15 protein-coding genes are annotated in these 11,703 nt (G+C 70.1%); 11 read left to right on the top strand and 4 right to left on the bottom strand.

The window, feature by feature from the left end; genetic code table 11:
* Positions 1–9 precede the first annotated feature (9 nt).
* The 4 genes from G4Z16_RS00830 to G4Z16_RS00815 form a co-directional block, all read right to left on the bottom strand.
* The gene (locus G4Z16_RS00830) at positions 10–1,320 is read right to left on the bottom strand and encodes an SCO6881 family protein (protein WP_197348671.1); all 1,311 of its coding nucleotides are present in this window, start codon (positions 1,318–1,320) and stop codon (positions 10–12) included.
* A 34-nt stretch (positions 1,321–1,354) separates the two neighbouring features.
* Complete coding sequence (locus tag G4Z16_RS00825; protein WP_246530602.1) at positions 1,355–2,050, bottom strand: hypothetical protein; 696 nt, start codon at positions 2,048–2,050, stop codon at positions 1,355–1,357.
* A gap of 2 nt (positions 2,051–2,052) precedes the next feature.
* Positions 2,053–2,361, bottom strand: coding sequence for a hypothetical protein (locus G4Z16_RS00820; RefSeq protein WP_197348670.1), 309 nt, complete (start codon positions 2,359–2,361; stop codon positions 2,053–2,055).
* A 95-nt stretch (positions 2,362–2,456) separates the two neighbouring features.
* Positions 2,457–3,578, bottom strand: coding sequence for a C40 family peptidase (locus G4Z16_RS00815; protein WP_197348669.1), 1,122 nt, complete (start codon positions 3,576–3,578; stop codon positions 2,457–2,459).
* A gap of 520 nt (positions 3,579–4,098) precedes the next feature.
* Here G4Z16_RS00815 and G4Z16_RS00810 point away from each other — a divergent pair.
* The 11 genes from G4Z16_RS00810 (at position 4,099) to G4Z16_RS00760 (ending at position 11,692) form a co-directional block, all read left to right on the top strand.
* The gene (locus G4Z16_RS00810) at positions 4,099–4,854 is read left to right on the top strand and encodes a DNA-methyltransferase (protein WP_197348668.1); all 756 of its coding nucleotides are present in this window, start codon (positions 4,099–4,101) and stop codon (positions 4,852–4,854) included.
* 200 nt (positions 4,855–5,054) lie between these two features.
* Positions 5,055–5,666, top strand: coding sequence for a DUF4913 domain-containing protein (locus G4Z16_RS00805; RefSeq protein WP_197354071.1), 612 nt, complete (start codon positions 5,055–5,057; stop codon positions 5,664–5,666).
* The gene (locus G4Z16_RS00800) at positions 5,663–6,124 is read left to right on the top strand and encodes a hypothetical protein (RefSeq protein WP_197348667.1); all 462 of its coding nucleotides are present in this window, start codon (positions 5,663–5,665) and stop codon (positions 6,122–6,124) included. The genes G4Z16_RS00805 and G4Z16_RS00800 overlap by 4 nt, the downstream gene beginning before the upstream one ends.
* Positions 6,121–6,714: a DUF3631 domain-containing protein gene (locus G4Z16_RS00795; RefSeq protein ID WP_197348666.1), complete on the top strand. Its 594-nt coding sequence runs from the start codon at positions 6,121–6,123 to the stop codon at positions 6,712–6,714. The genes G4Z16_RS00800 and G4Z16_RS00795 overlap by 4 nt, the downstream gene beginning before the upstream one ends.
* Entirely contained in the window at positions 6,711–7,202 is a 492-nt protein-coding gene (locus G4Z16_RS00790; protein ID WP_197354070.1) for a GNAT family N-acetyltransferase, read from the top strand. Before G4Z16_RS00795 ends, G4Z16_RS00790 begins: the two co-directional genes overlap by 4 nt.
* A gap of 25 nt (positions 7,203–7,227) precedes the next feature.
* Entirely contained in the window at positions 7,228–7,911 is a 684-nt protein-coding gene (locus G4Z16_RS00785; protein WP_197348665.1) for a hypothetical protein, read from the top strand.
* A 20-nt stretch (positions 7,912–7,931) separates the two neighbouring features.
* On the top strand, positions 7,932–8,351 hold the full coding sequence (locus G4Z16_RS00780) for a hypothetical protein (protein WP_197348664.1): 420 nt from the start codon (positions 7,932–7,934) through the stop codon (positions 8,349–8,351).
* A gap of 25 nt (positions 8,352–8,376) precedes the next feature.
* The gene (locus tag G4Z16_RS00775; protein ID WP_197348663.1) at positions 8,377–9,081 is read left to right on the top strand and encodes a hypothetical protein; all 705 of its coding nucleotides are present in this window, start codon (positions 8,377–8,379) and stop codon (positions 9,079–9,081) included.
* 345 nt (positions 9,082–9,426) lie between these two features.
* Positions 9,427–9,867 (top strand): hypothetical protein, encoded by a 441-nt coding sequence (locus G4Z16_RS00770; RefSeq protein ID WP_197348662.1) that lies wholly within the window; start codon positions 9,427–9,429, stop codon positions 9,865–9,867.
* A gap of 170 nt (positions 9,868–10,037) precedes the next feature.
* Positions 10,038–10,940 carry a winged helix-turn-helix transcriptional regulator gene (locus G4Z16_RS00765; RefSeq protein WP_197348661.1) on the top strand — a complete coding sequence of 301 codons (903 nt, stop codon included), beginning with the start codon at positions 10,038–10,040 and terminating at the stop codon, positions 10,938–10,940.
* Positions 10,937–11,692, top strand: a complete 756-nt coding sequence (locus G4Z16_RS00760; protein ID WP_197348660.1) for a hypothetical protein — start codon at positions 10,937–10,939, stop codon at positions 11,690–11,692. Before G4Z16_RS00765 ends, G4Z16_RS00760 begins: the two co-directional genes overlap by 4 nt.
* The last annotated feature ends 11 nt before the right edge of the window (positions 11,693–11,703 follow it).

Genomic DNA, 11,703 nt, shown 5'->3' with positions numbered 1-11,703 from the left:
GAGGAAGGGTCAACTGCCGGAGGGCGGCGGAGGCGGCGGCGAAGCAGGTCCAGTTGCCGAGCCTGAACCGGGATTCGCACCGGAAGCCGGCGATGCCCCCTGCGGGGGCGTTGCGTTGGCCCAGGTCGAGCCACCGGATCCGGGGCCGGAAGCTCCGCCGATCTGGCCGGTGGTGTCCTCGGTGGCGGAGGTCGGCGCAGGCTGGACGCCCTGCTCAGCGGCGTTCTTGAGGCCTTCCCCGGCGGGGGAGATGCTGCCGCCTTCCTGACCGCTGCTGCTGCCGGGGCCCTGGCCGGGGACGGTGGGCGGGCCTTGCGGCGCGGCACCTGCTCCGGCTCCGGCGGCTGCTCCGCCGGTTCCGGCTGTGGCGGCCATGGAGGCGGCTTTGCGTGCGGCGCGCTCCGCGTGCTGCCGGGCGATCTGGGCGCCGGCGCCGCCTGCGCGGTGGATGTCCTCGCCGGAGGTGCCCTCGGCGGCCCAGTGCACGAACTTGAAGGTGGCATACGGGCAGAGCAGGACGAGGACCATGATGACGATGCCGGAGAGGACATCGGCCAAGGCGCCGATGCCGGTCATCGGCTGGGTCTTGCCCAGGGCGGAGACGCCGAGGAGGAAGACGATCGTCATCAGCAGCTTGGAGACGATCAGGGTGGCCGTTGCTTCGATCCAGCCCTTGCGCCACTTGCGGGCGACTTCCCAGCCGCCGCCGGCTCCGGCGAAGACCGCGAGGGTGACCAGGACGAGGATGCCGACCTTGCGGACCATCATCACGCACCAGAACAGGAACGTGCCGATCGCTGCGCCGAGGCCGGTGAGGGTGGTGACCATCCAGCCCAGATTCGTGGTGCCGGCGATCTGGCTGACCTTCACGATGCGCCGTACGGCCTCGGCGACGCTGCTGTGGGCCGCTCTGAACAGGCCTTCGGACAGGGCGTCGACGACTTCGACGGCGATGGTGGTCAGGGCGATGGCGGAGAAGGCGAACAGCACACCGGCGGCGGTGCCGGTGAAGGCCTGGGTCAACGCGTGCCCGTCACGGCGAACCGCGGCGCGCACGAGCTGGGCGCAGAAGGTGGCGACCAGCATCACCAGCCCGATGGGCAGGATCAGTTCGTAGTTCTCGCGGAACCATCCGGCGTTCAAGTCCACCTTGGTGGTGGTGTCGATGGCCTTGGCGACCAAGTCGACCGCCGCGGCGGCGAGTTCACCCGCGCTCTTGGCCATCCAGTCCCCGATCGCCCCTCCCGGGTCGGTGACGAAGCTGGTCGCGTCCGCGGTATCGCACAGGGCTCCGGCGACGGGTATGGAACAGAAATCCACTGAAGAAGACCTCCCTTCGGGTGTCAGCGGCGGGTCAGGGCGCGACCTGGGGGGCGATGGCGACCAGAGCGCAGGAGTGGTTGGGGCGGCACTGGACGGCGAGGGTGACGCTGCGGCCCTCGGCGCCGGAGCCGCCTCCGGCGCTCTTCCAGGCGATCTTCTGTTTGCCGGTGACGGTGACGGCGTAGATGTAGGCCTCGGTCAGCGCAGAGGGGTCCTGCGCGACGGCCTTCTTGAACGCGGCCGGATAGTGCGCCTCGCCGACCTCTGCTTTCGCGTGCTGGGCGTTGTCCCGCATCCGCGACCACAGCACTGGATCCGGCACCTGCGAGGCGATCGAGTCCCAGTCCGCATACCGCGACTCGCGCGTCATCCACTCGCGCATGCCGGCCAGTTGCTGCTCGCGTGTGGTCTCGCGGGTGTCGTAGGTCCACAGCATCCGCGCCGCCGCCTTCCCGTAGGTCAGCGGTGCGCCGGTCTGCGGCGGGTCGGCCACAGCGCCGTCGGACGCGGATGCCGAGGGTGCGGGTGCGGGACCGGTGGAGGCGGGCGGAGTACGCGGCTCGTCGCTCTGGTCGCTGCGGCCGGTCATCCAGGCGGCGAAACCAGCAAGGGCGAGGAGGACCGCGAGAGCGACCGCGACCGCGGTGATGCGCCGGCCCACAGGCCATCTCTCAGTGCGGCCGAAGCCGGCGGTGCGACCAGGGAGACGGTCGAAGAATCGTTTCATCGTCACTTCACCTGCGACCCGAGGGCGGAGAAGAAGGCGACGATGCCGTTGGCTGCGCCCAGGCCCAGGGCCGCGCCGGTGGAGATGACGGCTCCCTTCTTGCCGTTGGCCTCAGCCTGGTGACCGCCGGAGTGGTGGCCCCAGGCCCATACGCCCAGGGAGACGGCGAGCGCGCCGACGACGGCGATGATGCCGAAGAGGTTGATCGAGGAGACGACCTTCTGCAGGACGGCGAGACCGGGCAGCCCGCCTCCCTTGGGGGAGATGCCAGGGTCGTAGGCGAGATGGATCAGACGGTCGGACAAAGGCATGGCGTGTCGGAGCTCCTTGCTGACGCAGGCCAGCGACGGCACTGCGGAAAGAGGGGGAGAAGGAGGAGGCGGCGCTGGAGCGCAGGCCGTGGGCGTCAGGAGGTGACGCGGAGGGCGGCGAGGATGTCCCAGTCCTTGATCGGCTCGATGCGCACCGGCTTACCGGTGCGAGGCGCGTTGAGGACCAGGTCTCGGCCGAGTGCGATGCCGACGTGTTCGGGGCGTGCGGCGCTGCCGCGTGCGAAGAGCAGATCGCCGGCCTTGAGTGCCTTCGGCGATACCGGCTTCCCCTCGTTCACCTGGGTGTAGGTGGTGCGGGTCAGCTCGATGCCGGCCTTGGCGTAGGCCTGCTGCATGAGCGAACTGCAGTCGCAGCGCTTCATCGGGTCCGGCCCGTGGGCGTCGGTGCAGCTGCCACCCCACTGATACGGAGTGCCCAACTGCCGCATTGACCACGTGATCGCGGTGCGCACCTTCGCCGGAGCGTCCTGGGGAATCGTGTAGCCCTTCGGGACCGTGCCCTCCGGGATCGGCCCGTATCCCGAGCCGTCCTCGCCCGGAGCACACCCCGGCCCGGAAGCCCGGCCGCCGGGAGCGGAACCGGCGCCGTTCGCACCGCCGCTGTTCGGGAGGGTCTTGACCACGCCTGTGTGCAGGGCGCGGGTCAGCTTCTCCCACTGCGCATACGCATCGGGGAAGGCGGACTTCTGCACGGCCTGGGCGGCCTGAGCGAGGGTCATCTGCTGCCAGCCGTCGACCGAGAGCAGGGCCTTGTAGAACTTCGTGGACGCGTAGACCGGGTCGCGCAACTGCTGCGGGCTTCCCCAGCCCTGGCTGGGCCGCTGCTGGAACAGCCCGAGGCTGTCACGGTCCCCCGAGGGCAGGTTCCGCAGGCGGGATTCCTGCATCGCGGTGGCCAGCGCGACGCGTTGGCCGCGCTCGGGCACCTTTAGCGAGAAACCGGTGGCGACGATGGTCTTGGCGTTGGGGATCTGCTCGCCGGGCAGGTCCAGGCCCTCGACCCGAATGCTCTTCCCGGACTTGTTGCCGTCGAGGATCGCGGCGACCTTACGGGCGACGGCACCGGTGTCGATGTTCGTATCCGTGGCGCAGTCGGCGGAGGAGGCAGCGGCGGCGCTGTGTGCCGTGGAGACGGTGCCGACGAGGAGGAGAGGGGACAGGCACAGAGCGCCGATGACGGCGGCTGCGCCCTTCAACCGGTCATCGCTCCGGGCGGGTTGGCCTCAAGCGGCGGAGGGTCAGGCGGTTGCGGGCAGGGGAGTGTCACAGCGGTGTTCCTTCGAAGCAGTGGTTGCCGGCCGTATGGGTGTGGAGCGGGAAAGGGCGACGGCCGGTGCGGTAGGTGATCGCAAGGCTTCGGCGCATCGGCGCGAGTTGCTGCTCGCGCACTGCGCCGTGACGGGGCAGCGGTGCTGCGCGCCGAGGAATCGGGGGGTGGGGGGATGGCCCGGGCGGAGTTCGCCGGGTGGTTGCAAAACAGTAAGCCCGGATCCCCGGTTGACCAAAAAATCGACGATCAAGGCTCTATTCCGGGCCTGTTGAACGGTGACCGTGGCCAACCGGCGATCGGCCCGTACAATTTGTATCCTCCCCTCGCTGCCTCCCTCCCCGAATTCCTGAAATCCCGTCACCTCGTGGCCGTCTCGAGGGAGCCGCGCGAATCGCGAGCGGGAGTCTCCTTCCCACCTTGCCCTTGAACCGAATTGGGGTGCCTCTTTGCCTTTTTCCCTGCACCATGGCGACGCGCTGACGGTGCTCGCTGGACTACCGGATGACTGCGTGGACAGCGTCATCACCGACCCGCCCTACAACTCCGGTGGGCGTACCGCGAAGGAGCGCACCAGCCGCACGGCGCGGCAGAAGTACACCTCCGCCGACGCCGCGCATGACCTGCCGGACTTCACCGGCGAGAACATGGACCAGCGCTCCTATGGCTTCTGGCTCACGCAGATCATGACTGAAGCCCACCGGCTGACGAAGACCGGCGGGACGGCGCTGATCTTCAGCGACTGGCGGCAGCTGCCGGTCTCCTCCGATGCGATCCAGGCCGCCGGCTGGCTGTGGCGCGGCATTCTGACCTGGCACAAGCCGCAGGCCCGGCCGCAGAAGGGGCGCTTCACGCAGAACTGCGAGTTCATCCTGTGGGCGTCCAACGGGCCCGTCGACGCTGCTCGCAATCCCGTCTGCCTGCCCGGCCTCTACAGCGCCTCGCAGCCTTCCGGGAAGAGCCGCCGGCACATCACGCAGAAGCCGGTCTCGGTGATGCGGGAGCTGGTGAAGATCTGCCCGTCGCAGGGTACCGTCCTGGACTTCTGCGCCGGCTCCGGCTCGACCGGAGTCGCTGCGCTGCTGGAAGGCCGCGACTTCATCGGCGCCGAGAAGACCAAGCGCTACAGCACCATTGCGGCAGACCGGTTGAAGGAGACGCAGCAGCAGTTGCTCACCCAGGAGGACTGCACCCTGGCCGCCTGACTCGAATTCAGGCGGGGACGGATAGCGGGCGTCGCCGGGGGGTGTCCGCTTCCGCAGCGCCTGGTTATAGCCGCTGATCCCCGGTTAGGCAAACCGGGGATTGGCCGGATCCTTGTAGCCGCATTTCCCCGACGTGTCGAATGCGGCTGCAAGGAGAGATCTCTGTGCCTGAATTCACCGACCCTCGCGACGAAGGCGAGATGGATCCCGTGCGCGTGCCCGAATCGGGGCTGGAAGACCTGGAGGCCACCGTCCGCGGGCTGATGGAACAGTCCGCCCAACAGGCCCATGTGCTCGACCACGTGGCCACGCCACCCTCCGCCTCCCCCCGCTCGTCACCGGCCGCCTTCCCGATGCCGGGGATGCCGGAGCTTCCGGCGGCGCCGCCGGAGCCGCGGCCGATCCTGGAGCTGGAGGGCGAGGCGTTCGAGAACGAACTCGACGCCCTCACCGACTGGGTCGATGACTTCCTGATGGACACCTACGGGACGGAGGTCTCCACCGCCGCCCCGTGGTGCATGCGCTGGCAGGAGCACGACGACGTCGTCGCCTGGCTCCACGCCCTGTGGATGGCCTACCAGCAGCACAAGGAACCCGACGCAGGCCTGTCGGGGATGGCGGTGTGGCACCGCGACTTCCTCACCCACACCATCGCCGCCGTGCGCGGCCCGGGCGGCCCGCTCAGTGCCTGCATGACCGACCCGGACCGCCCCTCCCACCGCATGCTGCCCGGCCCGAAGCGCTCCACCCGCTCCACCCGCTCCACGCACTCCGACGCGCACGAGCCGGAGCAGGGGGAGGCGGCGGCGTGAGCGGCCGGCCGCAGTACGGACTGTCCTTCGACCCCCGCGCCCTGTCCGACCTGCTGCAAGCCCCGGGCGATGTCCGGGACTTGGCGCTCTCTCACCTGCAGGACGTAGTGGCCGGAGAGGTCCACGGCAGCAAGCTCACCGGCGACCTTTCCGGCTACCGCAAGCTCCTCGTCGACCGCCGCGCCCAATACCGCCTGGTCTACGCCCAGCGCCCGGCCCCGCCGACCTCCACCCACCCCACCGAGATCCACGTACTGGCGGTCCGGCCGCGCGCCGGCCACGACGTCTACGACACCGTCGCCGCCCGGCTCGGGATGAACCACCGCCCCGTCAGCGCCGCCACCCACGCCGCCCGAGCCCGCTCCCCGCAACTGGACGCCCAGCGGCCGATTCCCAAGCCCGCACCGCCCGTCCGTCTGCCCGCACCCGCGATGCTTCCGAAAGGCCCAGTCCGATGACGACGCGATTCCCCACCATCCTCGACGCCCTCAGCGACTGTCTTCTGGACCAGGAACCGGAGCAGGAGAACCCCCGGCACCGGGACATCCTGGAGACCTACCGCGACATCCAGGCCCTCGACCGGCGGCTGCGCACCGCGGCGAACACCCCGCCATCGGGTATGAGCGCGACCGAGCAGCTCAAGCAGCTCACCGACCTTCTCGTCGAGCGCCTCGCGCTGGGCCACGTCCTCACCGAGCTGCTCTCCAGCCAGTGCTGCTGCACGGCCGAGGAAGAGGAGGAGGGCTTCCTCTACTGCCCCAGCGATGTGGCACCGGCCGGCGGCATTCTTGAGCAGTGCCTGGAGGTCTTCGCCGACCTTGGTGACCCCGAGGCGATGGCCTCAGGCGACCTGGTGGACATGCTGCGGCGGCTGCCCGGGCTGGCGGGCGGGCGCTGGCTCTTCGCCGAGCTGACCCAGGCCCGGCTCGCGCAACTGCTCGCTCCCTACGACGTGCAGACCCGCGACATCACGCTGCCCGATGGCCGCCGCCGCAAGTCCTACCGCCGCAGCGCACTGGTGTCCGCCCTGCGCACCTACGCCCACTGAGCCTGCGTACTGGTCCGCGGATCCGTTCGGCGGGCGCCGGCGACTGGCCTGCGATCGACGCCTTCCACCGTCGCTGCTCGCCGCGGAGCCTGCACAGCCGCTGGGGCCGTCGGACCGTTCGGCGAGGCGTCATCGAACACCTGATGTCCCGCTGTTGCTGCTGGATCAGCCTCGATGCCGCCACCGGCGAGGTGACAGGGCTGGCGTCGCTCGGTGCGGTCTTCGGTGAGCCGGGCGTCGTGGACCTCGGACTGCAGGTGGCCGATGACTTCCACCGGCGGGGCGTCGGCACCGCCCTGACCCGGCACGCCGCGCGACATGGCCTCGACCGTGGCGCGCACACCCTGACCGCCTACACCGACCTGGCCAACACCCCCGGCCCTCGGTCTGCTGCGCGCCCTGGGCCCCACCCGGGAGACGCGCAGGCCGGACAGGTCGAAGTACGCCTGCCGCTACGGCACATCACCACCCCCAGCACGCCGGCCTGACCATGCGACCAGGAGTACCAACTTCATGTCGTCCACGCCCCCGCACCAGGCGCTCACTCCGCTCGATCAGCGCATCGAAGCCGCAACCGGCCACAGCATCGAGATCCTGTGGCAGCACCACGAGCGAGGCCTGCTCGATGAACCCACCAGCCGAGTGGTCGATGCTCACCGCGACCTGGCCAAGGCCGTCACCGGCGTCACCTTCCACCGCGTCCTGCTGGCCCGCCTGGCCTCAGGCGAGTTCGACGTCGACGCCGCACTCTTCACCCGTATCGACCGCACCGTCGACCAACTTCGAGGCGCCGCCGCCACCCGGGACGCCCGACAGGCCGACGTCATCAACGCTCTGCAGCCCGTGGAGCAGGCCGCCCGTACGCAACGGCAAGGAGCTGCACCGGAGCTGGCGCCCGCGGACGTCGCCGCGCTACTGGCCGTCTCCCAAGGGGCCAAGCTCCACGAGCACTTGCTCACCCAGCGGCTGTCGGTAGTGACCGCCTCCGGTACCCGCGTGCCCTACAGCGAGTTCCAGCGCCTGGAGAAGGCCGGTCTCCTCCAGCGCGACGAGAGCCACCCACTGCACGCGGGCCAGCCCGTGACCGTCACCGACGCCGGCCGCCATGCGCTCACCGACTCCCGCCGACCCGGCACAGCCGCTTCGGCGCCCGCACCTGGTGCCGGCAGTTGGCCGGCTGCCTGGCGACACCGATGACAAGGAGGGCTACTTCCCGCATGCCCGCACTGCCGACGCCCGATACCCGCCGCTTCCGCCGACGCGTGAAGGACCTGGCCCAGCGCATCGAGGACACCTTCGATACCCCGGCCGATGAAGCCTCCCTGTGCTGGGAGGACTGCCCGGTGCCCCGCATCGTCGCCGAGACCTTCCTCCAACTCCTCGCCTGGACCGAAGAGACGGAAGTCCTCCGCGCCCGGCTCACCTCCCGCCCGCACCCGCCCGAGCGGGAGGAGGAACTGATCCGGCAGCTGGAGCGGCAGATCGAACGCCGCAACTTCCGCTACAACACCACCCGCATCTACCTCAACGCCTTCACACCCGCTGTCGCCTGCACGCCCGAACCCGAGCCCTGCACCTCGGCCCCGTCACAGGCGCCGGCGCCTGGGCCGGTGTCGGTGACCACGCGCCGACGCTGACGACACTCTCGACGGCAAGGAACCGATGCCCGACAACTCACCCCTGGATCACTTCCGGATCGACAGCCTCGAGCCGGCCGACGAGGACCAGGCTGACCTCTTCTACTGGCAGATCACCCTCTCCGTGCCCGAACTGACCGTGCTGGCCCAGCACCACCAGGGCAACGAGAGCTTTCTGGCCCTGCACGACGGGACCATGACCTGGGACATCCCTGGCTCTCCACAGCTGATTGCCGTTCACCTCACCCGGGAGGAGCGCGCAGGAACCTTCCGGTACGCCTCCGCGCGGATGCCGCTGCTGCCGCTCGCCGAGCAGTGGCTGGTAGCCCGCGGATGCCCAGCCGAGAAGATCCGCACGCCTCCTGACTCGCGGGGAGCCCAAGCGGCTGACACCAGCACCCGCGCCTTGGAGGCCAAGTTGGCCGCCTCGCCCGGCCGCTACGAGATCCTCGACCACTACACCGACGACACCATCGACCACGAGACCACCGTCCTCCTCCACGACCACCACCCCAGCGCAGCCCGGCAGCCCTACCGGCTGCTGCTGGAACAGGTCGACCTGGACGCCTTCACCTACACGCTGCGCGAGGGCGCCTTTGCCACCGAAGACGCCGCTCAGCAAGGGCTGCAGGACCGCCCCGGGCCGCTACCCGGCCCTGCCTCGGCCACCGCGTCAACTCTGCCGCGCCCGCCCGCCGCTCCGCACCGACCTGCCGGCCCCACGCCCTGAGTTCGCAGACGTGGACGGCTCGGAGACGAGCGCCTTTCAACTCGCGTGCGGTGCCTGGATATAGCAGCAGATCCCCGGTTAGCCCAACCGGAGAATCTCCGGAACCTGGTAACCGCGAGCGAACAGCACGCACACCACCTGCCGTTCGCCACCCCGGTTTCCAACTGCATCAGCGTGGACGGCCATTCCGGGCGTGGCCGTGGCAACCACAGCCGTCGTGCGGCGCGCGCCACCAGCGTCAACCCCCGGCTGCGTCCACCGAATACCGGCCCTTAGGCGCCTGCCCTCGGGCCACGACGGGGCCAACAATCGCGAACCTGATTGGAGTGCACTGTGTCTGACGGTGTGGAAGATGTGCTGGAGGTCATCGGCCGGCAGATCGAAGAACGCTTCCAGCTGCCCCTCCATGAACTCGGTGCCGCCATTGCGGCGGCACCGGACGACAACGCCGACGCCAGAGACGTCCTGTACTGGTACGGCCTCCTCGCAGTCTCCCAAAGCGCTCTGGAGCGAAGCGAGAACGAACTCCTCGCAGCATTGGGCACCTCACCCGAAGAGCCCCTCAGCGACGCACAGATGGACCTCGCGCACCAGGTGAACGCCGCTGTCGGCGCCCGGGATGGGCGCGCCATGGTCGTGCGGCACCTCCTGGACCCGAATGCGCCAGGCAAGCAGTCAAAGGCCATCTGGCGTGGGGCCTCCCGGGCAGCCGGCCGTCCCGCCCCGCGCCCCGGCAATGGCCCTGCGCCGCACCCGCCCGGTCAGGCCCGGGGCATGTCCCGGTGAACCTCCAGCCAAGCCCCGCCGACCGCCGGCGCCCTCGCAGGCACCGTCGCCGCCCCACCCGCTTGGTCTTTCCCTAGCCCGAGGGCCCCACTCAGCCCCCCGTCTGCCCTGCCGTACCGGACTGCGTCTGCAGGCGCTGTGTCCGCCCGCACCGTCAGGAGAGTTATCCGTTGGTCACCACCGCTCTGCCTCGCGCCACCGCCGCCGACCTCGCTCGCGTCGGCGAATGCCTCGACATGCTCGCCCCCCGCTGGAACGCCTGGCTGCTGATGAGCCTGGACAGGAAGCCGCTGCGCTACGTCGAGCTCAGATCCCAGGTGCCCTGGCTCCGCGACGGCCAGCTCAGCCCCCGCCTGCACCAGCTCACCGACGACGGCCTCCTCACGCGTGGGCAGGTGAACCAGAGTCACGTCTCCTACGGCCTCACCGACCGCGGCGCCACCGCCCTATCGGTGCTGGAGGAGCTCGCCGCGTGGGGGAGCGCCCATCTGGAGAAGGCGCTGGTCCTCAACCCGGACACCGGCCTTCGGGAACCCGAGCGCATCCCGAAAGCGCAGGACGCCGAGGACACCCTCGGCCTGATCAGCCCCCGGCACACCGCGCCCGTGCTGTGGACGCTGCGGATACGCGGCGCTGCAACCGCCCGTGAGCTGGCTGCCACGGTCATGCCGAAAGCCAGCCCGACCGGCATCTACCCGCCGCTGCACCAGCTGACCGACGACCGGCTCATCGAACGCACAGCCCCTGATGCGCCGCGCTTCCAGCTCACCGAAGCCGGAGCGTCGCTCGCCCCGGTCTTCGCGGCCATGTCCGCCTGGGCGTCCGGACGGGACGCAACCACTGCGCGTACGCACCCCGTGTGGGTCCAGAAGCACGCACCGGACACCGGGCAGCGCACAGCGTGGGCAACCCACCAGCCACGGTCAACAGGCCCGGCCGGCACCGCGGTTGCCGTCCCGTCGCAGCCGCAGCGGGAGGCCGGTGTCCCCGCATGGAAGCCGAACGACCTGTTCTCCCACCGCCCACCCGCTCAGCCTGCGGCCCCTGCCACGGCGGGAGGACCCCGGCGATGACCCACACCGACAGCGCGACAGCCGGTCACGTGGCCCGCGCCGCCGACCTGGTGGGACGGCAGTGGACCACCCGCGTCATCAGCGAGATCGACGACAATGGCCCCATCCCCCGCCAGACGGTCAGCAGCGCCTTCCCCGACCTGCCACATCACGCACTGCACTACGCACTCACCGCCCTGCGCCGGCGAGGCCTGCTCACCGTGGGAGCAGAAGAACCCGACGCACAGCATGAACCCGAAGATCACGAAGAAGAGGAAGAGGAGCCCGAGGAGGAAGGGGAGGTGGCAGGGGCGTCCAACTACGTGCTGACCGAGGCCGGAGCCGACCTCGGCGACGTACACGACGCCCTCTTCCGCTGGGCCCGCCAGCACCACTACCCCGCCCGTACCTGCGACTTCGTCACCCGCGTCGAAGCCACCCTGACCCTGTTGAAGAACCCACACCTCACGGTAGCTCTGACCATGCTGACCACCCCCGGCATCGGCAGCGACCTCGACGGTGAACAACTGCCTTCAGACGATCAACTGCAGGCGCTGATCGAGGACGGCCTCGCCGAGTACTCCGGCGACGGAGGCTTCGTGCTCACGCCGGCGGGGGAGGCGCTGCGCGGTCCACTCGGCGTCCTGGCCTCCTGGGCGCAGACGCATGCCGCCATCGTCCCCACCAGCCGGAGCCCCCGCCGCCCGGGAGCTGTGAGCCCGAAGGCATCGCCTGCTTACCGTTCTTGCTCCGGCGGCCCGGCTGCCGCGTGAGCGAGGCCGCT

This window comes from Streptomyces bathyalis (assembly GCF_015910445.1).
Lineage (GTDB): Bacteria > Actinomycetota > Actinomycetes > Streptomycetales > Streptomycetaceae > Streptomyces > Streptomyces bathyalis.
This window is presented reverse-complemented; position numbering and strand designations above follow the sequence as displayed.

Bases quoted from the DNA above. Each gene is read 5' to 3' on its own strand.
- G4Z16_RS00825 (WP_246530602.1), bottom strand. From the start codon at position 2,050: ATGAAACGATTCTTCGACCGTCTCCCTGGTCGCACCGCCGGCTTCGGC.
- G4Z16_RS00820 (WP_197348670.1), bottom strand. From the start codon at position 2,361: ATGCCTTTGTCCGACCGTCTGATCCATCTCGCCTACGACCCTGGCATC.
- G4Z16_RS00805 (WP_197354071.1), top strand. From the start codon at position 5,055: ATGGATCCCGTGCGCGTGCCCGAATCGGGGCTGGAAGACCTGGAGGCC.
- G4Z16_RS00795 (WP_197348666.1), top strand. From the start codon at position 6,121: ATGACGACGCGATTCCCCACCATCCTCGACGCCCTCAGCGACTGTCTT.
- G4Z16_RS00785 (WP_197348665.1), top strand. From the start codon at position 7,228: ATGTCGTCCACGCCCCCGCACCAGGCGCTCACTCCGCTCGATCAGCGC.
- G4Z16_RS00780 (WP_197348664.1), top strand. From the start codon at position 7,932: ATGCCCGCACTGCCGACGCCCGATACCCGCCGCTTCCGCCGACGCGTG.
- G4Z16_RS00775 (WP_197348663.1), top strand. From the start codon at position 8,377: ATGCCCGACAACTCACCCCTGGATCACTTCCGGATCGACAGCCTCGAG.
- G4Z16_RS00760 (WP_197348660.1), top strand. From the start codon at position 10,937: ATGACCCACACCGACAGCGCGACAGCCGGTCACGTGGCCCGCGCCGCC.